Below are 20,124 nucleotides of genomic sequence, written 5' to 3' on the forward strand. Positions count from 1 at the left end.
TGGAGCGACACATGAGCTTTCATAAGAATTTTGCAATTCTGGCTACCCTTACCGCCAGCCTGTATCTGGGCGTATCCGGTGCGGCACTGGCCGATAAATCGGACGACACCGTCAATATCGCCTTTGCCAAAGAGCTGGACAACCCGAACACCTATTTCAGTTCAGCCCGCGAAAGCACCATTTTCGGCTATGCCGTCTGGGACACACTGGTTGAACGCGACCCGAAAACCCGCGAATGGGTCGGCAATCTGGCTGAGAGCTTCAAATGGGTTGATGATCTGACCCTTGAATTCAAACTGCGTCAGGGCGTGAAATTCCATAATGGCGATGCTTTCGGTGCTGATGATGTTGTGTTCACGCTGAACCATTTCTCCGATCCGAAAACTCCGGTTGCTATGCCGAACACCGTGGCATGGATCAAAAATGCAGAGAAGGTTGATGACCAGACCGTTCTCGTGCATCTGAAAGCACCATTCCCTGCTGCGCTCGATTTCCTTGAAAGCGCCATTCAGATTTATCCGGCAAAATATTATCAGGAAGTCGGCGATGCAGGCTTTTCCAAACAACCAATCGGCACCGGCCCTTATATGGTGGACAAGATCGAGCCAGGCAGCGGCTATACGCTGAAGGCTTTCCCTGACTATCATGACGGTGGCCCGCGCCAGAAACCACAAATCAAAAATGTGGAAGTCCGCAGCATTCCGGATACCAATACGCAGATCGCGGAAATGATGTCCGGCTCCGTGGATTTCATCTGGCAGGTGCCTGAAGACCTCACACAGAAACTCAAAACCCGCGACAGTTTCAATGTGGTTCAGGGTGAAACATTGCGCTTCGGCTACATTTCGATGGATGTATCCGGCCGTTCCAGTGCCGACACTCCGCTGAAAGATGTGCGCGTGCGTCAGGCAATCAATCATGCGATTGACCGTAAAGCCGTGCGTGATGCTTTCTTCGCGCCTTCCTCGCAGATCATCAATTCCATCTGCAGCCCGTTGCAATTTGGTTGTGAACAGGATGTGACATCCTACAATTTTGACCCTGCCAAGGCCAAAGAACTGCTGAAAGAAGCTGGCTATGAAAACGGCTTTACCACCACGATGTATTTCTATCGTGATAAAGCAGCCACCGAAGCTATGGCGCAGATGCTGGGCAATGTCGGCGTAAAGGTTGATCTGCAGATGCTGAAATATGCAGCACTCGCAGACAAACAGCTCAAAGGCGAAATCCCGATGGGCTTTGTCACATGGGGCTCCGGCTCGGTGGCTGATGCCTCTGCCTCGACATCCAAATTCTTTGACGGCTCCGATATTGATGATGTCAAGAATGCCGACCTGACAGCAACACTCAAGCAGGCAGACACAACCACTGATCCGGAAAAGCGTAAAGAATCTTACAGCAAGGCTCTGCGCCAGATCGCCGATCAGGCCTATTGGGTACCGCTCTGGACCTACACAACCAATTATGTGATGGCGAAAGACCTGAACTTCACTCCTACACCGGATGAGTTCGTGCGTTTCTATGACATGAGCTGGAACTAAGCCTTATGAGGTCGCAGCCTGTGCTGCGACCTCACCGGCACTTTTCGTTTTCCCGCATACAGAAATTACAGAGATCAATAATGTTACTCCAGCCCTCGTCACAACTTCGTCCGAAGATCCGGATCGACAGCGCAGAATTACGTATTGTAGAGCTGAAACTCCTCAACCCGTTTCGCATTTCTACTGGCGTGGCAACCAAAAAAACCTTCCCGCTTCTGATCCTGCGCAGCGGCAATATCGAAGGCTATGCGGAAGGTGTCTGCGATACCCTGCCTGATTATCTGCCGGAAACCACAGTTTCATCCATGATGATGATGCGGGACGTTTTCCTGCCGCAGATTATCGGCAAAGAATTCTCGACACCTTATGAATTAACCCAGATGATGCGGCACTGGCGCGATCACCAGATGGCCAAAGCTTGCGTGGAAATGGCCTATTGGGATTTATGGTCTAAAACCCTCGGTCTGTCGCTGTCCCATGCGCTTGGCGGCACCCGCAAAGATGTTGAAGTCGGTGTATCACTGGGTATCAAGGAAATTCCGGAATCCTTGCTGGATGTTGAACGTCATGTGCAGCAGGGCTATCGCCGCATTAAGCTGAAAGTCATGCCGGGTCATGATCTGAAACTGTTGGAAAAAGTACGCAACCGTTTCCCTGATATTCACCTGACCGTTGATGCCAATTGCGCCTATACGCTGGCTGATCTCGCTTTGCTGCGCCAGTTCGATGATTTTGATCTGGATTATATTGAGCAACCTTTGGCATGGGATGATCTGCAGGATCACGCAAAACTACAATCCATGATGCGTACAGCCATTTGTCTGGACGAATGTATCCGCACACCGGAGCTTTGCCGCAAAGCACTGGCCATTGATGCCGGCCGCGTGATCAATATTAAAGTCGGTCGTGTCGGCGGTCATGCCAATGCACGTCAGATTCACGATATTTGTCAGGCGCATGATGTACCGGTCTGGTGTGGCGGCATGCTGGAATCCGGCATCGGGCGTGCCCATAATATTCATCTCTCGACGCTGGAGCAGTTCAAACGTCCGGGCGATACATCTTCTTCTTCGCGCTATTTCGAGCGGGATATTGTTTGTGAGAAGCTGGAAACCGAAAACGGCATTATGCCAGTTCCGTCAAACGGGGCGGGTATTGGTGTCACTCTGGATTACGATTTCCTTGAGACCGTGACATTATCAAAAGAAGCATTTTAAGAAGACCTGATCCGGAGAAGCAAAAATCGTTTTTACTTCTCCGGTAGGTTGCAAAACGCTGGCATCGCATAGTTGCTCACACACGCAGGAGGCTGTTTTCTGCCTCTTGCATAAAGTTTTGAGCGTGAAATATCCGGCAATTAATTGCCTTGATACAATTATACAACATATTGATTTTTATAGAAGAAGCCCCCTATTTCTGCGTTGGGAACATAAGCGGTTTCGATAAATATCTTCAGGGTCTAGTTCTGGAGATAAAAATGAAAACAAAATTAATTTTACTTAGTTCCGCCGCAGCTCTGCTCACAGGATCGGCAGCATTTGCCGCGGATCCGGTTGTCGCACCGGAACCTGAAGCCGTTGAATATGTCCGTGTTTGTGATGCTTACGGACAAGGCTATTTCTACATTCCGGGTACTGAAACCTGCCTGCGCATTCACGGCTATGTCCGCTATGATCTCACGAGCGGCGACGATGTTTACGGACGCGGTTTTGAAGCTCGTGACGGCAAACTCTTTGCAAAGAACAACAAGCGTGACACTTATGAAGGTCTGGCTCGGTTCGCCCTGAAATTCAGTACCGCTTCTGAGACCGAGCTTGGCACGCTGAAAACCTATGCGGAAGCACGGTTTCAGTGGAAAGACGGTAAGGATGATAAATCTTCCGGCACATTACGCTTCGGCTATATAGAGCTTGGCGGCCTTCGGGTCGGTTTGGATGAGTCCGCTTTTGTTACCTTCCCCGGTTATCTCGGTAATGTCATGAATGATGATGTGATCCTTGCCGGTGGCTACCGTACCGGTTTGATTAGTTATACTGTCACCGGTGAAAATGGTTTGTCAGCCATTCTCTCCGTAGAACAGGGCGGGAATAGCGATATTGATGACGTACCATCTGATTGGGCCGGTGAAAAATGGGGCGCCACAATTCAAGACTATACGCCGCATGTCGTTGGTGGTCTGCGTTATGCACAAGGCTGGGGTTCGCTCACTGCTGTCGCCGCCTATGATGCCCGCAATAAAGAATGGGCAGGAAAAGTCCGCGGCGATCTGAATGTCACCGATCAGTTTTCCGTCTGGGCAATGGGTGGTTATAAGTCCAACAAGGATAATTATATCAATGTTCTGAATGATGATAATCAGGTCATCGGCCAGATTCGCGCCGTCAGCAGCTTCTACGGCACATGGGGCGGAGACTGGGCAGTATGGGGTGGTGCAGCCTATAAGCTGACCCCGCAGGCAGTCCTGAATGCCCAGCTTGCCTATGATGCTTCCAAAACATTCGCCGCATCAGCAAATGTATCATACGAATTGGTGCCCGGATTTGCGATCACACCGGAAGTTTCCTACACCAAATGGAAGGATGAAAAATCCATCCAGAACGGCAAAGATGCGGTTCAGGGCATGATCCGTTTCCAGCGCAGTTTCTGATAAATCTTACAAGCCCTGCAATATATTGCCGGTATATTTCAGCATATTGCAGGGTATTCATAAGAGTGCTTAGATGAACTGCCTTTTATAACGTAGAAGGACTGCGTTATTACAATGACACTCTGACTTCCAGTCATTTCAAGGCAGACGGCGGGCGAAAGCCCGTCGTTTTATTGTGACAGTTTAGCCCTGTGATGGTGCAAAACGGGCAACCAATGCATGACTGTCACCGCTATAGGTCAGGCGTACATAGGTCACCGGCAGTCCGGCATTCCAAGTCTGGCGCTCGATTACCAGACAGGCCGCGCCTGCCGGAATACCAAGAATAGCGGCTACATTCTCATCCGCTGCTACCGCACGGATTGCATGTTGCGCATTACTCCACGGCACATAGGTAACCAGCCACGGACTGGGCGATTGTTTGGAGAAATCCGTCTGCGCAGCATCAGGAACAGCACGCAGATTAATGATACGCTCTTCCAGTGCAAAAACCCGTTTTCCTGCATAATGGCGGCAGGTCAGCTCTATCAGCGGCGTATTGCGCTCGATATCAAGCTTTTTGCCGTCTGCTGCTGTGCTTTTACGATTAATCGATTTTTGCAACTCATAGCGATAAGGCAGACCCAACTGCTCCACCTCATCGCGTATATCGTGAATTTCCAAGATTGCCGCCTGTGATTGCGGCTTGGAAACAAAACTGCCGGAACGGCGTTTCCGCTCAATCATTCCGGCCTTGGCCAGTTGCGTCAGCGCCTTATTCACAGTCATGCGGGAGCAGGAATATTGCTCGGTCAGCTCGTGCTCAAAAGGAATACGATAGCCGGGCTGCCACTCGCCGGAGAGAATGCGGCTCTCAATATCATCCAGAATCCGCTGATGCAGGGATGAAGCCTGTTCACTGTCTCCGGAAGAAATATCCTGCATACTCAGTTTTACCCGCTTTTCGTCAATATTGACTGGCTCAGCTTTCCAGAAGTTCATGTAAAACTTTACGGAAACCGGTCTCTGCCTGTTCATGCAGGTGATGACGGCCGTTTTCAACCTGTTTTACACCGCGCACCCAGACATGCGCCGGTTTGGCGCGGTTGGCAAAGATCATGCCATCCAGCACCATGTCGCCTTTTGCATGGGGGATACGGCTGACATCCAGCGCCACGAAATCTGCTGATGCACCGGTTTTCAGCCCCTGCCCGCGCACACCCATAGCGATATTGCCACCTTCAAGCGCACCATCAAACAGCGCACGACCGGTTGAACCTTCCGCAACCGCCATCACATTACGGGCGCGATGTTGCAGACGCTGCGAATATTCAAGCTGGCGCAATTCATCCCCCAAACCGATCAGCACATTGGAGTCCGAGCCGACACCAAACTTGCCGCCTGCCTGTGTGAAAATACCGGCATTGAACGTACCATCGCCGAGATTGGCCTCAGTCACCGGACAAAGACCGGCGATCGCACCGGCTTTTGCCATGCCTGTTGTCTCGTCATCCGTCATATGGGTGGCGTGGATCAGGCACCAACGATCACTCAGATTGGCATTATCCAGCAGCCACTCAACAGGACGTTTGCCGGACCATGCAATACAATCTTCAACTTCTTTGATCTGCTCTGCCACATGAATATGCACCGGTGTCTCCGGCAGCATTTGTGTGACGATTTTCAGCTCATCCGGCGTCACAGCCCGCAGACTATGCGGAGCAACACCCAAAACCGCGCCGTCCATATTTTTCAGTGCAGTGCCGCAGCCATCCAGAAGTCGCTGATATTGATCTATGCTATTGATAAAACGGCGTTGCCCTTCATTAGGCACAGCACCACCAAAAGTTGAATGCGCATAGAAAACCGGCAACAGTGTGAGGCCGATACCACTTTTATTGGCCGCCGATGCAATACGTTTGCCCATCTCGGCCACATCTGCATAAGGCGCACCGTCACGGTCATGATGCAAATAATGGAACTCACCTACGCGGGTGAAGCCATTTTCCAGCATATCCACATAGAGCCGCAGAGCTACGGCTTCCGCCTGCTCCGGCGACATGGTCAGGGCAAAGCGATACATCACATCGCGCCAGCTCCAGAAACTATCGGCCGAAGGCCCGCGCTTTTCTGCCAGACCCGCCATGCCATATTGGAACGCATGGCTGTGCAGATTGGGCATCCCCGCCATGATAACCTCATAGCGCTCATCGCCGGATTGTGCGTCTGCACCGCTTTCAATCGCCGTGATTGTTCCGGCTTCAACCGTCAGGCGGACATTCTCAGCCCAGCCGCTTTCCAATAAAGCCTGTTGCGCATGGATGACATGTTTTTGCTGAAGCACGGTTCTCTCCTCCTGAAATATCCGGCTAAAAATTTCCTTTGCCATTTTTTAATATGTATATACATTATAGCCGGAGAGGGGAAGCGGGAAAACATTCATGACAAAAGATACGCTGAACGACAAAGGCCATATTTTCACCCATGCGCGTGTTGCGACGCTGATTGAAAATGCAAATGGTCTCGGCCTGATTGAAGATGCGGCACTCGTGGTTGAACAGGGCAGAATCGCCTATGTCGGCCCGCAATCCGAAATGCCTGCACTCTATGCGGATTATCCCGCAACCGACTGCGAAAACCGGTTGATTACCCCCGGTCTGATTGATTGCCACACACATCTGATTCACGCCGGCAACCGCGCCCATGAATTTGAACTGCGCCTCGAAGGCGCCTCCTATGAGGAAGTCGCCAAGGCTGGCGGCGGTATTGTTTCTTCCGTCAAAGCCCTGCGTGCAGCCAGTGAAGATGATCTTGTTCGCGAAAGCCTGCCGCGCCTCGATGCCCTGATTGCTGAGGGCGTAACAAGTGTTGAGGTTAAATCCGGTTACGGTCTCGATACGGAAAATGAAATCAAATCGCTGAAAGCAGCCAGACGTCTGACGCAAGAGCGCGATATCGCAATCCGCACCACTTTCCTCGGCGCCCATGCGCTGCCGCCGGAAATGAACGGCGACAAGTCAGCCTATATTGATGTGATTATCAATGAGATGCTTCCTGCCATCGCAGCAGAAGATCTCGCCGATGCCGTCGATGGTTTCTGTGAAGGGATCGCTTTCCTGCCCGATGAAATCGCCCGTGTTTTTGATGCTGCAAAAGCGCATGACCTACCGGTCAAACTCCATGCAGATCAGCTGTCCAACCTGCATGGTGCCAAATTAGCCGCTTCCTATCATGCGCTGTCCGCCGACCATGTGGAATATACTGACGCGCAAGGCGCACAGGCCATGGCCAAGGCCGGCACAGTCGCAGTGCTGTTGCCCGGCGCCTATTATTTTATCCGCGAGACGCAAAAACCGCCGGTTGAAGCCTTCCGCGCAGCAGGCACAAAAATGGCGCTGGCGACCGATAATAATCCGGGCACATCCCCGCTGACCTCCCTGCTTTTGACCATGAATATGGGTGCAACCCTGTTCCGTCTCACCGTCGATGAATGCATTGCCGGTGTGACCCGCGAGGCCGCCCGTGCGCTCGGCATTCTGGCTGAAACCGGCACAATCGAGACCGGCAAATATGCCGATCTGGCAATCTGGGATGTGCAGCGCCCTGCAGAGCTTGTCTATCGCATCGGCTTTAACCCGCTCTGGAAGCGGGTTTTCCGCGGCAACTAAAATATCCGAATATCTGCGCATGTGATGAATGCGCTTTGAAGAAAGTACCCGCCATGAGCATTATTCTGAAACCAGGTTCTGTATCACTCGCCACACTTGAAGATATTTATCGCAACGGCACAGTTGCTCATCTTGATCCGTCTTACCATGCAGGTATTGCCAAATCCGCCGCGCGCATTGCGGAAATCGCCGCAGGCGATGCGCCGGTCTACGGCATCAATACCGGCTTCGGCAAACTGGCTTCCATCCGCATTGCACCGGAAGATGTGGCAACACTCCAGCGTAATCTGATCCTGTCCCATTGCTGCGGCGTGGGTGCGCCTCTGGCTGAAAATATTGTGCGCCTCATCATGTCGCTCAAGCTGATTTCGCTTGGTCGCGGTGCATCCGGCGTACGTCCTGAAATCATCGCGCTCATCGAAGCCATGCTTGAAAAAGGTGTCATTCCGGTTATTCCGGAAAAAGGTTCCGTCGGTGCGTCCGGCGATCTGGCACCGCTGGCACATATGGCTGCGGCCATGATCGGCGAAGGTGAGGTTTTCTATCAGGGCGCACGGATTTCTGCCGCTGCCGCCCTGAATAAAGCTGGTCTGACACCGGTTGTTCTGGCAGCCAAAGAAGGTCTCGCGCTGATTAACGGCACGCAGACCTCCACCGCGCTTGCACTGGCCGGTCTGTTCCGCGCTCATACAGCCTTGCAGGCAGCGCTGATTACCGGCGCTCTGTCGACCGATGCTGCCATGGGCTCCACCGCACCGTTCCACGCAGACATCCACACGCTGCGCGGCCATAAAGGCCAGATCGATACCGGCGCAGCCCTGCGCAAATTGCTTGAAGGCTCCGTGATCCGTGACAGCCATCTGGAAGGCGATCAGCGCGTGCAGGATCCGTATTGCATCCGCTGCCAGCCACAGGTCGATGGTGCCTGTCTTGATCTGCTGCGACAGGTCGCGGTTACGCTTGAAATTGAAGCCAATGCGGTCACCGATAATCCGCTGGTGCTTTCCGATGACACAGTGGTCTCCGGCGGCAATTTCCATGCCGAGCCGGTGGCTTTTGCAGCCGACCAGATTGCACTGGCAATTTGTGAAATCGGTGCCATTGCCCAGCGTCGTATTGCACTGCTGGTTGACCCTGCTCTCTCCTTCGGTCTGCCTGCGTTTCTGGCGAAAAAGCCGGGACTCAATTCCGGCCTGATGATTGCAGAAGTCACCTCCGCCGCCCTGATGTCGGAAAACAAACAGATGGCGCATCCGGCCTCGGTCGATTCAACACCGACTTCTGCCAATCAGGAAGATCATGTGTCGATGGCCTGCCACGGCGCCCGCCGTTTGTTGCAGATGACCGACAATCTCAATGCTATTATCGGCATTGAAGCCCTGACCGGTGCCCTCGGCGTGGAACTACGCGGCCCTTTGGAAACCAGCCCTGAACTGAAAGCGGCAATCGCTGTGCTGCGTACCAAAGTGCCGACGCTCGAGGTTGACCGTTATATGGCTGATGATCTGGCTGCCGCTGCGGAAATCGTGGCTGACGGCTCGCTGAATGCAGCTATCACGAGCGGTATTCTCCCTGAAGTATTCCCGTCATGATGACTAGTTTTAGAAATACTTCAGTTTTTTTAGCCGCATTGTCCTTACGCAAAACCGGTTCCCACTTTTGCGGGAAATGCTCGAGTCTGGAGGCCTAAATGAGCGCATTTGAAGTTCATCAGGGAACCTCGCCGGTAATTCTCGGCCTGCCCCATACCGGCACAGATGTGCCGGAGGATATCTGGGCGCGCCTCAATGAGAATGGCCGCATTCTTGCCGATACGGACTGGCATATCCACAAGCTCTATGACGGGCTGCTGGATAATGTAACGACAGTGCGCGCCACATTCCACCGCTATTGCATTGATGCCAATCGTGATCCGGCGGGTGTGAGCCTCTATCCGGGGCAGAACACAACGACACTGATACCGGAAACGGATTTTGATGGTCTGGCGATCTGGAAAGACGGTGAGCAACCGGCTGAGGCCGATATTGCCGATCGCATCTGCCGTTTTCACAAGCCCTATCATGAAGCACTGGCGGCAGAAATCGAACGCGTTAAGGCCATTCACGGCGTGGCCATTCTCTATGACTGCCACTCGATCCGCTCGCATATTCCGTTTTTGTTTGAAGGCACATTACCGGATTTCAACATCGGAACGGATAATGGCAAGACCTGCGCACCGGCCATTGAAGCAGCAGTCTTCGGTGTAGCGAAACAGGCTGAAGGTTACACGTCCATCCTCAACGGCCGTTTCAAAGGCGGCTGGACAACGCGCCATTACGGCCAACCGGAAACGGGTGTGCACGCCATTCAGATGGAACTCGCGCAATCGACACATCTGGCAACAGAAGCCGTGCCATTTGCCTATGACGAGGCCAAGGCAGCCAGATTGCGCAGCCATCTCAAAAACATTTTGCAGCAGCTTGAAGCCGCCGCTGCCAATCTCAAATCTAAATAAGGGAACATTCGATGACTAATCCACGCCATAATGAACGTGAAATCCGCCCTGCAACGGGCACGGAAATCACCGCCAAAAGCTGGCTCACTGAAGCGCCGATGCGCATGTTGATGAACAATCTGCATCCTGATGTTGCCGAGCGTCCGCATGAGCTGGTGGTCTATGGCGGTATCGGCCGCGCCGCCCGTACATGGGCAGATTTTGACAAGATTGTTGCCAGCCTGAAAGATCTGGAAGGCGATGAAACACTGCTGGTACAGTCCGGCAAGCCGGTCGGTATTTTCCGCACCCATAAAGATGCGCCGCGCGTTCTGATCGCCAATTCCAATCTGGTGCCGCATTGGGCAAACTGGGATCATTTCAACGAACTGGATAAAAAGGGACTGGCTATGTATGGCCAGATGACCGCCGGTTCGTGGATTTATATCGGTGCGCAAGGCATTGTGCAGGGCACTTATGAAACCTTTGTTGAAGCCGGTCGCCAGCATTTCGGCGGCAATCTCAAAGGCAAATGGATTCTCACCGGAGGCTTAGGCGGTATGGGCGGTGCGCAGCCGCTGGCGGCTGTGATGGCCGGTGCCTGCTGCCTCGCGGTTGAATGCGATGAAACCCGCGCGGATTTCCGCTTGCGTACCCGTTATGTCGATGAAAAAACCCACAGCCTTGATGAAGCGCTGGCACGTATTGATGCATGGACAAAAGCCGGTGAAGCCAAATCCATTGCGCTGATCGGCAATGCGGCAGAGATTTTCCCTGAACTGGTGAAGCGCGGCGTCAAGCCGGATATCGTCACAGACCAGACCTCCGCGCATGATCCGGTCCATGGCTATCTGCCGATCGGCTGGAGTGTTGCTGAATGGCGTGCGAAGCAGGAAAGCGACCCGAAAGGCGTTGCAAAGGCAGCGCGCGCTTCGATGAAAGTTCAGGTCGCCGCGATGGTTGATTTCTGGAATATGGGCATTCCGACCCTCGATTACGGCAATAATATCCGTCAGATGGCGCTGGAAGAAGGTCTGGAAGACGCATTTGCCTTCCCGGGCTTTGTGCCTGCTTATATCCGTCCGTTATTCTGCCGTGGTATCGGTCCGTTCCGTTGGGCAGCACTTTCCGGCGATCCGGAAGATATTTACAAGACCGATGCCAAGGTCAAGGAACTGCTGCCGGATAATAAGCACCTGCATAACTGGCTGGATATGGCGCGTGAGCGCATTGAGTTTCAGGGTCTGCCGGCCCGTATTTGCTGGGTTGGTCTGGGTGACCGCCATCGTCTCGGTCTTGCCTTCAACGAAATGGTCAAGAACGGCGAGCTGAAAGCACCGGTTGTGATCGGCCGTGACCATCTGGATTCCGGCTCCGTGGCTTCGCCAAACCGTGAAACCGAAGCGATGAAAGACGGCTCCGATGCCGTGTCCGACTGGCCGCTGCTCAATGCCCTGCTCAACACCGCATCCGGTGCCACATGGGTATCGCTGCATCACGGTGGCGGCGTTGGCATGGGCTTCAGCCAGCATGCGGGCATGGTGATCTGCGCTGACGGTACTGAAGATGCCGCCCGCCGCCTTGAGCGCGTGCTGTGGAATGACCCTGCCACTGGCGTGATGCGTCATGCCGATGCCGGTTATGACATTGCAGTCGACTGCGCCAAAGAACAGGGCCTGCGCCTGCCGGGTATTCTCGGCAACTAAACACTGAATGAAAGGCAGCCTTTGAGGGGGCTGCCTTTCAAATTTCTAGTTCCGGCTTTGGGAGAGGCCGTATCACACAAGGACAAAAAAGCATTTAAGATCACGGAATCTCCTTCTGCATGAATAACAATAATCAGGGGTAATCATGACAGATACAACAATCGGCAGCAGCGGCGGCTCACGCGGCGGGGCTGCTCTCAAACTCATCTTCTTCAGTTTTATCGGCATCTTCTTTTTCTTTGTACCGGTGACGATCGGCGGCAAATCCACCATTCTGCTCGACCATGCAGCGACCGCTATCGCCACACAATTACGGCCTGCGGCGCTGACTTTTGTCTGCCTGCTGATTGCCTATGGCGCGCTCAGCCCGTTTGTCCGCGGGACATGGAATAAAAACCTGACCGAGACGATTTTCTCCGTTTTGCGTGTGCTGGGTCTGGTGCTCACAATCATGTATCTCGCCGGTGTCGGGCCGGCATTGCTGTTCACGCCGGATATGCTGCCGTTTCTTTTTGACAAGCTGGTGCTCTCCGTCGGCCTGATCGTGCCGATTGGTGCCTTGGCACTGGCATTTCTGATCGGTTACGGATTGCTGGAATTCACCGGCGTGATTGTGCAGCCTGTAATGCGCCCGATCTGGCGCACACCAGGCTGGTCGGCTATTGATGCGGTGGCCTCTTTTGTCGGCAGCTATTCGCTGGCTTTGCTGATTACCGACCGCGTTTACCGCGAGGGCAAATATACCGCGCGTGAAGCTGCAATTGTTGCCACCGGCTTCTCGACTGTTTCAGCAACTTTCATGATTATTGTCGCCAAAACACTTAATCTGATGGATGTATGGAACCTGTATTTTTGGACAACTTTCTTCGTGACTTTCATCGTTTCGGCGATTGTCGCGCGCCTGTGGCCGCTGGCCAAAATGGATCATCCGGCCACCCGCGACACACCGCTGCCGGAGGGTAAATCCCGCATCGCAACCGCGATTGATGCCGGTCTGGAACAGGCAGAGAAAGCGCCTCACATTCTGCCGATGCTGCGTGCGACTTTTCTCGACGGCTTGCGTATGGCTTCGATGATCCTGCCAAGCATTATGGCCGTTGGTCTGCTCGGCCTGCTGGCCTCCAAATATACACCGGTCTTTGATGTGCTGGGTCTCGCGCTCTACCCGTTTACATGGATTGCGCAATTGTCAGAACCAATGCTGGCGGCGAAATCCATGGCGTCAGGTCTGGCTGAAATGTTCCTGCCTGCCATCCTACTGAAAGATGCAGATGTGACGCTGAAATTTGTGGCCGCAGTGGTTTCCGTCTCGCAGGTATTGTTTCTCTCGGCCTCTATCCCTTGTGTGCTTGCAACTTCAATCCCGCTCAAATTCCGTGATCTGATTGTGATCTGGTATATCCGCACGGCACTCAGCATTCTGCTGACAGCGCCTGTGGCGCTCTGGGCGGTTTCCAACGGCTGGTTACAGTAAATGCAGCTTCTCAAAAATCATCAGCACCGCCGGATGCCGTGGAAAAACGGCGGCGGTGTTACCGTTGAAATCGCGGTTTTCCCTGCCGATGCGTCAGTCGATAATTTCGACTGGCGTATCAGCACGGCAACTGTGGCCAGTGACGGGCCGTTTTCGGTTTTTACCGGCATCGACCGCACTCTGTCCGTACTGGAAGGCGACGGGATTATCCTGTCTGTTGAAGGGCTGGACGATCAGGAACTGAAGGGCGAGACGCCGCCGTTTTCCTTCCCTGCCGACAGTCCAACCAGTGCGAAATTGCTCGGTTCTGCCATCACCGATCTGAATGTGATGACACGACGCGGACGCTTTACGCATCAAGTCAGTCGTCATCAGATTTCAGCTGAGACAGCTGTGTCCCTTTCTGGCGCAACCGTGCTGGTCTTTTGCAGCAGCGGTGCAGTTAAGGCCGGTGAGATACAGCTTGAAGTCAATGATTGTCTGCGGTGTGAGCAATGCAGCAATGCAGAGCTTCAGCTTTCCGGCAGCGGCACAGTCTTTGTGATTGCGCTTAATCCAGCCTGATCAGCCAGCCATGTTTTGCAAGTCGCAATCATGGTGCTCACAGGCTGATCGCAGGACAGCATCAGTGTCGCCGGTTCGCCTTGCGGGTTTTCAAAACTGGCCAGCTGTGAAATGAGTAAAGATGCGGGCATGAAGTGCCCGTGTCTCGCCTGCAAACGCGCAGCAATCATGGCGGGATCACAAGTCAGACAGATGAAATATAAAGGCTCGCCGGTCTGCTCACGCAGCAAATCCCGATAGGACTTTTTCAACGCTGAGCAACTCGCCACCGCACCGTTAGACAGTGCTAAAATCTGCTCGGAAATCGCCTGAAGCCAAGGCAGGCGGTCAGCATCATCCAACGGCTCACCCGCCTGCATTTTCGCTATATTTTCAGTCGGGTGCAGATCATCGCCTTCAATCAAAACCAGTGCCAATGTCTGCGCCAGAGCACCGGCCAGAGTAGACTTGCCGGAACCGGAAACGCCCATCACAATAATACGCACCGGTTCCTGCTTTCTCATTCATTGTTCCGTTATTTACGGCAGGAAATCATTGGTAAAATAGGCGGAGAAATCCGGTTTTTCCTGCACAACAGCACCTTCTTTATCATAGAGAATCTGCGCTTTAAATAAAAACTCACCCATCGCATTCATGGTTTCAGGGCGCATTTTGCCGATTGTACCATCACTGTCGCGCAGGAAATGTCCGTCATTGAGAGCCTTCAGCGAGGCGCGGATCAGCTTGTCATCGGTCAGCACATCCTGATTACCGCGAATGAGAATATCCGCCGCTTCATCCGGATGATCGGCAGCAAAAGCATAGCCGCGTTGTGTGGCACTCAGGAAGGCTTTTGCCGCATCAGAATTTTCACTGAGATATTTGCCTGATGAGACCAGCAATGTCGTATGCTGATCCGGCACACCATAATCAGAATAGCGGAATGCCCGCTGTTTCACACCTTCAAGCTCGTTTTTCACGCCTTCCCATGTCACGATTTCCAGTGTGAAATCCACAGCGCCATTGGCCAGCGCCTCATAGGCCGAGGTGCCGAGTGTCACAATTTCAAACTCACCTTTACCACCATCAGCGCGGATCATACTGGCAATCATCCTGCGCTCCCAGTTGGAACCAAAACCGGCATAGGTTTTGCCATCCAGATCTTTCGGAGACTGAATATCTGCCCTGTCATCCATAAAGACCAGTCGGCCGGTTTCATGCTGCACAACTGCATAGGTTCCGACAAGATCAGCACCAGCAGTGCGCTGCGCGAAAAGACCGGTAGAACCGACAATACCGAAATCCGCCGCGCCACTGGCGACCAGCACACCCGCTGATGTATCGGAATAAGGCAGGATCGTTACATCCAGACCAGCTTCTTTATAAAAACCCTGATCGCGGGCAATGAACATGCCGATATGATTGGTGTTCACTGTCCAGTCGAGGGCGACAGTCACTTTCGCCGGATCTTTGGCGAAAGATGTGACCGGCAGCAGGCTCATAGCACCGGACAGAGCCAATGCGGATAACAGGCGGCGGCGATTGAGAATTGCCATGATTATTTCCTTACACATTCAGGAGGAGATCTAGAATTTCGGCTTCCAGCGCGACAGCTTTTTCCAATGCGGTTTTGTGCATAGAGTCCCGTCTCGGACGCGGCAGATCGACAGTCACCTCATGCACAACCCTGCTCGGGCGTGCCGACAACACATAAATCCGGTCTGAGAGATAAACGGCTTCACGCACATCATGGGTAATCAGCAGTGCCGTCCAGCGATGACTCTGCCACATGCTCTCCAGCCAGTGCTGCATCGAAGCGCGGGTCAGAGCATCCAGCGCACCGAAAGGCTCGTCCAGCAGCAGCATTTTCCGTTGCTGGACAACTGTCCGCAGCAAGGCTGCCCGCTGGCGCATACCGCCTGACAACTCCGCCGGATAGGCCTGCTCAAAACCGGCAAGGCCAAATTCCTCAAACAATGGCTCAGCTAATTGGCGGGCATCCTTGCGGCTCATGCCCTGCACTTCCAGCCCCAGCGTGGCATTATCTATCATCCGCCGCCACGGCATCAGCGCATCGCGCTGCGGCATGAAAGCGAAAGCATCCCTTGCCTGTGCCAATGGTGCGCCATCAAACATGATGCGCCCTTGCGAAAGCTGTTCCGCACCGGTCAGCAGATTGAAAATCGTCGATTTTCCGGCACCGGACGGCCCCAAAACCGAGACAAACTCGCCTTCCGCCACATGAAGGGAAATATTGCGCAGAACTTCCAATGCGCCAAAGGACTTGGCGACAGATTGCAATTGCAGACGTGTCATTGCCCTGCCCCCCGTTCTGTTTTCAGCCACGGGGCGACCCATTTCTGCACCAGCAAAGTCAGACCAAACAGGCTCAAAGTCAGCGTAGCGCTGATAAACACTGCAGCCAGCACCAGATCAGGCCGGAAGTTATTTTTGGCATTGAGAATATAGATGCCCAGCCCTTTCAGCGCGCCCGCATATTCAGCAAATATCGCACCGACAACCGCATAGGTAATTGAGATGCGTAAGCCGGCGAAGAAGTAAGGCAAAGCCGAAGGAATACGCGCTAGGCGGAAAATCGTCCATCTGCCTGCGCCCATTGAGGCCAGCAAATGCTCAATTTCTTTATCCGTCGCAGCATAGCCCTGCACCAGTGCCACAAGCATCGGGAAAAATGTGACCAGAGAGACCAGCAGAATTTTCGGCAGCAAACCAAAGCCAAACCACAGCACAATCAAAGGCGCAATGGCGATCAGCGGCAGGGTCTGGCTAATGATGAAAACCGGAAACAGCGCGCGCCGCAACAGAATATACCGGTCAATCAGTACGGAGAGCAGGCAGGCAGTGATGACCGAGCAGCTGAAGCCGATCAGCGTTGCACGGATTGTCGGCAGCGTATTGTCCCACAAAGCCTGACGATGCAGAAACATCTGCTGAAGAATCCGGCTTGGTGCAGGCAAGACGGAAGGTGCGATGTCTGACAGCGCGACATAGCTTTCCCAAAACAGAAAAACCGCACTGACCGACAAGATGGCAGGCAGAAATATAGCGATATAATCAGACGATTTGCGTGCAGATTGCGGGCAATCTGCAGCGGCAGCTTGATAAACAGACATGATAAAATTCCGGTGACAAGAATACGGGTAAAACTTGCAGCGAAATTCTTCAGGTCAGCCGGAAATAGCCCGCCGGAATTACCGTGACAGTATTAAGGGAAATTTGTGCGCCAGAAAACATGGTCCGCCTCGCTCCGCTAGTATTACCCAGATCAGCTTTAGAGTCCGCCAGTTTGACACTAGCATCTCAGCCCCGGCACTACGGAGCCCCCCTGTGGATGCGCGAGATTAAGCACATATTGCAGTCGTTTGAAAGGGTATAAATAAAAACGGCGCATATGATTGCTCACATGCGCCGTTTCATTCCAATTTTCAGAAGAAATTATTTCTTCACTTCAGCAGCCACTGTATCCAGTGCCTTGGCAAAAGCGCCAACCATTTCATCAACCTGCTTTTCATTGATAATCAGCGGCGGGCAAAATGCAACAGTGTCCAGCATATTGCGGCAGATAACGCCGTTGTTCAGCAGCGCATTATTTGCCATCAGGCCGAGATTACCGGCTTTTTCAAGCGGTTCTTTGGTCTGCTTGTCAGCAACAAGTTCAACCGCTGCGATCAGGCCTTTACCGCGTACTTCACCCACAAGCGGATGATCGGCAAGTTCGCGCAGACGCTTCTGCATATGCGCGCCGACTTCACGGGCATTAGCAACCAGATTATTTTCTTCAATAATCTTGATATTTTCATTGGCAACAGCTGCAGCAACCGGATGCGCACCACCGGTATAACCATGACCGAAAGTACCGATACGATTGCTCTCGTCAGCCAGCGGTGCAAAGACTTTTTCATTCACTACAAGTGCCGAGATCGGCAGATAAGAGGATGAAAGCTGCTTGGAGAAGACCATAATATCCGGCTGCATTTTGAAGGTCTCGGAACCGAACATATTACCGGTACGGCCGAAACCGCAGATCACTTCATCCGCAATCAGCAGAATGTCATATTTCTTCAGAACAGCCTGAATTTTACCCCAATAGCTGTCCGGCGGTACCACAACACCACCGGCACCCATGATCGGCTCGCCGATGAATGCAGCAATGGTTTCAGGGCCTTCTGCCAGAATCATTGCTTCCAGATCAGCAGCCATACGGTCGGTGAACTGTTCTTCCGTTTCACCCGGCAGCGCCTCGCGCCAGTAATGCGGGCAGGATGTGTGCAGAATATTGGCAATCGGCAGATCGAAAGACATCTGGTTTGCAGGCAGGCCGGTGAGGCTTGCAGCAGCAATGGTCACACCATGGTAACCGCGCTTGCGGCTGATGATCTTTTTGCGCTGCGGCTGGCCGAGTGCATTGGAACGGTACCACAGCATTTTAATCGCGGTATCATTGGCCTCGGAGCCGGAATTGGTGAAAAACGCCTTGCTCATCGGCACCGGCGCCATGGTCACCAGCTTCTCCGCCAGATCAATCACAGGGCCGTGGGATTTATGGCCGAAATTGTGATAATAAGGCAGTTTCTGCATCTGTTTGGTGGCAGCATCCACGAGACGCTGTTCCGAGAAGCCTACGCCCACGCTCCACAGACCGGCCAGACCTTCAATATAGCGCTTGCCGTTATTGTCCTCGACATAGATCCCGTCACCTTTTTCAAGGATCATCGGTCCGATTTCCTGATGACGACGCGCATTCGTATAGGAATGAAGGTGATACTGAATATCACGCGCTTCAGGTGAATTCGGCTGCTTATCCATAGTTCCCTACCTGGTTTATTTCAGAACGGTTTTTGTTTTCCGAACCGGAAACCGTTCATCGCTTTGCTCGGCGCAGTTCTAAGCTAAAACCGGTTCCGCTTTTGGCTTAAAACTGCTCTGAAATTTCTCCGCTGAAGCGATGATCTGAAATAAAATCCCGCCTCCCATTTGATGCATCATGTTTTTTATATAATAGTTTGTCAAGCATATCGCAGAGCCCAATTTATTGTTGCGACAGGCTTGATAAACAGCGTAATCAATAACATTGCCGTGATTTTATTCATGGTTATGATGAGTCATTTTATTCGAAACATTTCCGGCAAAAACAGGGCCGGATATGAAGTGAGATCATAAAAACAGAACAGTTCGCTCACTGCGGGGGACATATCTTGCATGAATGGCATTTCAGAACTTCAGACGCTAGAACACCATAATCTCGGCGAAATCGTCTATCGCAAACTCTCTCAGGCGCTGATGCGCGGACAATTCGCGCCGGACACAAGGCTGACAATCCGTGAATTGGCGGCATCACTGGGTACCAGTGTCACGCCAGTGCGCGATGCATTGCTGCGGCTCATTCAGGATGAAGCGCTGATTCAGAAAACACCGCGGGATATTCGCGTACCGGTGCTGGATCAGAAAAAATATGAAGAAATCCGCGCCATCCGTGTGCGTCTTGAAGGACTTGCCGCCAGACAGGCAGCTCAACAGGCCAGTAAAAAAGACATAGCCCGCCTCTGGAAACTGGTCGAAGATAATGACAAGGCTATGAAAAAGCAGCTCTGGGGCGATGCCTTGGCGATGAACCATATTTTTCATTCGGCCTTGGTGGAAGTAGCCGACATGCCGGTGCTCAATTCCATCATCAACCGGCTATGGCTGCAAATGGGACCACTAATTGCCGATGCCTATAAACATGGCGGGCGGGCAATGATTGATGACCATTATAAAATCGTGGAAGCGATTGAAAATCGTGATGCGGATGCTGCGGAAGCAGCAATCGCTCATGATATTCTGACAGCCAGCGATCTGATTATCAGCCGCATCCGCTTGCACAGTCCGGACAGCTGATCCACAATCTTTTTCAGGCTGAACGGTTTGCCCTGACAAAATCCTGACAATTCATTTGCCCGTTATGCACAGTCAGCGGATTTATCATTACAAATCGTTAAGCTTGGTAAAAAAACAGTTTTCTTGCTTTTTTTCATCGCCAAGCTGTGACAAGACTGCAACCACGGCATGACAGCCGGTGTTTGCCAGGAGTAT

General features: G+C 52.8%; 17 protein-coding genes and 1 riboswitch. Of the genes, 10 read left to right on the forward strand and 7 right to left on the reverse strand.

Going from position 1 to position 20,124, the window contains the following annotated elements:
* Positions 1 to 11: 11 nt before the first annotated feature.
* The 3 genes from LDL70_RS15825 to LDL70_RS15835 all read left to right on the forward strand — a co-directional run bounded on the left by LDL70_RS15825 (position 12) and on the right by LDL70_RS15835 (position 4,188).
* Positions 12 to 1,541, forward strand: coding sequence for an ABC transporter substrate-binding protein (locus tag LDL70_RS15825; protein ID WP_225688909.1), 1,530 nt, complete (start codon positions 12 to 14; stop codon positions 1,539 to 1,541).
* 80 nt (positions 1,542 to 1,621) lie between these two features.
* On the forward strand, positions 1,622 to 2,758 hold the full coding sequence (gene menC, locus LDL70_RS15830; RefSeq protein ID WP_225688911.1) for an o-succinylbenzoate synthase: 1,137 nt from the start codon (positions 1,622 to 1,624) through the stop codon (positions 2,756 to 2,758).
* A gap of 260 nt (positions 2,759 to 3,018) precedes the next feature.
* Entirely contained in the window at positions 3,019 to 4,188 is a 1,170-nt protein-coding gene (locus LDL70_RS15835) for a porin (RefSeq protein WP_225688913.1), read from the forward strand.
* A gap of 183 nt (positions 4,189 to 4,371) precedes the next feature.
* Here the strand turns inward: LDL70_RS15835 and hutC are convergent, their stop codons facing one another.
* Together hutC and LDL70_RS15845 are read right to left on the reverse strand one after the other, a co-directional pair.
* Entirely contained in the window at positions 4,372 to 5,112 is a 741-nt protein-coding gene (gene hutC, locus LDL70_RS15840) for a histidine utilization repressor (protein ID WP_225688914.1), read from the reverse strand.
* A gap of 37 nt (positions 5,113 to 5,149) precedes the next feature.
* Positions 5,150 to 6,511: a formimidoylglutamate deiminase gene (locus LDL70_RS15845; protein WP_225688915.1), complete on the reverse strand. Its 1,362-nt coding sequence runs from the start codon at positions 6,509 to 6,511 to the stop codon at positions 5,150 to 5,152.
* A gap of 97 nt (positions 6,512 to 6,608) precedes the next feature.
* Here LDL70_RS15845 and hutI point away from each other — a divergent pair, with 97 nt between their 5' ends.
* The 6 genes from hutI (at position 6,609) to LDL70_RS15875 (ending at position 14,052) form a co-directional block, all read left to right on the forward strand.
* On the forward strand, positions 6,609 to 7,835 hold the full coding sequence (gene hutI / locus LDL70_RS15850) for an imidazolonepropionase (protein ID WP_225688917.1): 1,227 nt from the start codon (positions 6,609 to 6,611) through the stop codon (positions 7,833 to 7,835).
* Between the two features lie 53 nt (positions 7,836 to 7,888).
* The gene (gene hutH / locus LDL70_RS15855) at positions 7,889 to 9,427 is read left to right on the forward strand and encodes a histidine ammonia-lyase (RefSeq protein WP_225689282.1); all 1,539 of its coding nucleotides are present in this window, start codon (positions 7,889 to 7,891) and stop codon (positions 9,425 to 9,427) included.
* A gap of 98 nt (positions 9,428 to 9,525) precedes the next feature.
* Positions 9,526 to 10,329 (forward strand): N-formylglutamate deformylase, encoded by an 804-nt coding sequence (hutG, locus tag LDL70_RS15860; RefSeq protein ID WP_225688919.1) that lies wholly within the window; start codon positions 9,526 to 9,528, stop codon positions 10,327 to 10,329.
* Between the two features lie 11 nt (positions 10,330 to 10,340).
* On the forward strand, positions 10,341 to 12,014 hold the full coding sequence (gene hutU, locus LDL70_RS15865; protein ID WP_225688921.1) for a urocanate hydratase: 1,674 nt from the start codon (positions 10,341 to 10,343) through the stop codon (positions 12,012 to 12,014).
* Between the two features lie 145 nt (positions 12,015 to 12,159).
* Positions 12,160 to 13,488 (forward strand): YjiH family protein, encoded by a 1,329-nt coding sequence (locus LDL70_RS15870; protein ID WP_075656777.1) that lies wholly within the window; start codon positions 12,160 to 12,162, stop codon positions 13,486 to 13,488.
* Positions 13,489 to 14,052 carry a HutD family protein gene (locus LDL70_RS15875; protein WP_225688923.1) on the forward strand — a complete coding sequence of 188 codons (564 nt, stop codon included), beginning with the start codon at positions 13,489 to 13,491 and terminating at the stop codon, positions 14,050 to 14,052.
* Here the strand turns inward: LDL70_RS15875 and LDL70_RS15880 are convergent.
* The 5 genes from LDL70_RS15880 to LDL70_RS15900 form a co-directional block, all read right to left on the reverse strand.
* Positions 14,001 to 14,555 carry a gluconokinase gene (locus LDL70_RS15880; protein WP_225688925.1) on the reverse strand — a complete coding sequence of 185 codons (555 nt, stop codon included), beginning with the start codon at positions 14,553 to 14,555 and terminating at the stop codon, positions 14,001 to 14,003. The two genes, LDL70_RS15875 and LDL70_RS15880, sit on opposite strands and share 52 nt — an antisense overlap.
* 15 nt (positions 14,556 to 14,570) lie before the next feature.
* On the reverse strand, positions 14,571 to 15,587 hold the full coding sequence (locus tag LDL70_RS15885) for an ABC transporter substrate-binding protein (RefSeq protein ID WP_225688927.1): 1,017 nt from the start codon (positions 15,585 to 15,587) through the stop codon (positions 14,571 to 14,573).
* Between the two features lie 10 nt (positions 15,588 to 15,597).
* Complete coding sequence (locus tag LDL70_RS15890; protein ID WP_225688929.1) at positions 15,598 to 16,347, reverse strand: ABC transporter ATP-binding protein; 750 nt, start codon at positions 16,345 to 16,347, stop codon at positions 15,598 to 15,600.
* Positions 16,344 to 17,165 carry an ABC transporter permease gene (locus LDL70_RS15895; protein WP_225688931.1) on the reverse strand — a complete coding sequence of 274 codons (822 nt, stop codon included), beginning with the start codon at positions 17,163 to 17,165 and terminating at the stop codon, positions 16,344 to 16,346. The genes LDL70_RS15890 and LDL70_RS15895 overlap by 4 nt, the downstream gene beginning before the upstream one ends.
* A gap of 111 nt (positions 17,166 to 17,276) precedes the next feature.
* Positions 17,277 to 17,389: riboswitch (TPP riboswitch) on the reverse strand.
* Positions 17,390 to 17,487: 98 nt separating this feature from the next.
* The gene (locus tag LDL70_RS15900; protein ID WP_225688933.1) at positions 17,488 to 18,858 is read right to left on the reverse strand and encodes an aspartate aminotransferase family protein; all 1,371 of its coding nucleotides are present in this window, start codon (positions 18,856 to 18,858) and stop codon (positions 17,488 to 17,490) included.
* A 402-nt stretch (positions 18,859 to 19,260) separates the two neighbouring features.
* Between LDL70_RS15900 and LDL70_RS15905 the strand changes: the two genes are divergently transcribed.
* Positions 19,261 to 19,929, forward strand: coding sequence for a GntR family transcriptional regulator (locus LDL70_RS15905; protein ID WP_028233297.1), 669 nt, complete (start codon positions 19,261 to 19,263; stop codon positions 19,927 to 19,929).
* Positions 19,930 to 20,124: the final 195 nt, after the last annotated feature.

The organism is Pseudochrobactrum sp. XF203 (assembly GCF_020341615.1).
Taxonomy (GTDB): domain Bacteria; phylum Pseudomonadota; class Alphaproteobacteria; order Rhizobiales; family Rhizobiaceae; genus Pseudochrobactrum; species Pseudochrobactrum saccharolyticum.

What these genes read in the sequence shown, in the direction of transcription:
- LDL70_RS15825 (WP_225688909.1), top strand. Translation starts at nt 12, where the DNA reads ATGAGCTTTCATAAGAATTTTGCAATTCTGGCTACCCTTACCGCCAGC.
- menC (WP_225688911.1), top strand. Translation starts at nt 1,622, where the DNA reads ATGTTACTCCAGCCCTCGTCACAACTTCGTCCGAAGATCCGGATCGAC.
- LDL70_RS15835 (WP_225688913.1), top strand. Translation starts at nt 3,019, where the DNA reads ATGAAAACAAAATTAATTTTACTTAGTTCCGCCGCAGCTCTGCTCACA.
- hutC (WP_225688914.1), bottom strand. Translation starts at nt 5,112, where the DNA reads ATGCAGGATATTTCTTCCGGAGACAGTGAACAGGCTTCATCCCTGCAT.
- hutI (WP_225688917.1), top strand. Translation starts at nt 6,609, where the DNA reads ATGACAAAAGATACGCTGAACGACAAAGGCCATATTTTCACCCATGCG.
- hutH (WP_225689282.1), top strand. Translation starts at nt 7,889, where the DNA reads ATGAGCATTATTCTGAAACCAGGTTCTGTATCACTCGCCACACTTGAA.
- hutG (WP_225688919.1), top strand. Translation starts at nt 9,526, where the DNA reads ATGAGCGCATTTGAAGTTCATCAGGGAACCTCGCCGGTAATTCTCGGC.
- hutU (WP_225688921.1), top strand. Translation starts at nt 10,341, where the DNA reads ATGACTAATCCACGCCATAATGAACGTGAAATCCGCCCTGCAACGGGC.
- LDL70_RS15870 (WP_075656777.1), top strand. Translation starts at nt 12,160, where the DNA reads ATGACAGATACAACAATCGGCAGCAGCGGCGGCTCACGCGGCGGGGCT.
- LDL70_RS15875 (WP_225688923.1), top strand. Translation starts at nt 13,489, where the DNA reads ATGCAGCTTCTCAAAAATCATCAGCACCGCCGGATGCCGTGGAAAAAC.
- LDL70_RS15880 (WP_225688925.1), bottom strand. Translation starts at nt 14,555, where the DNA reads ATGAGAAAGCAGGAACCGGTGCGTATTATTGTGATGGGCGTTTCCGGT.
- LDL70_RS15885 (WP_225688927.1), bottom strand. Translation starts at nt 15,587, where the DNA reads ATGGCAATTCTCAATCGCCGCCGCCTGTTATCCGCATTGGCTCTGTCC.
- LDL70_RS15890 (WP_225688929.1), bottom strand. Translation starts at nt 16,347, where the DNA reads ATGACACGTCTGCAATTGCAATCTGTCGCCAAGTCCTTTGGCGCATTG.
- LDL70_RS15895 (WP_225688931.1), bottom strand. Translation starts at nt 17,165, where the DNA reads ATGTCTGTTTATCAAGCTGCCGCTGCAGATTGCCCGCAATCTGCACGC.
- LDL70_RS15900 (WP_225688933.1), bottom strand. Translation starts at nt 18,858, where the DNA reads ATGGATAAGCAGCCGAATTCACCTGAAGCGCGTGATATTCAGTATCAC.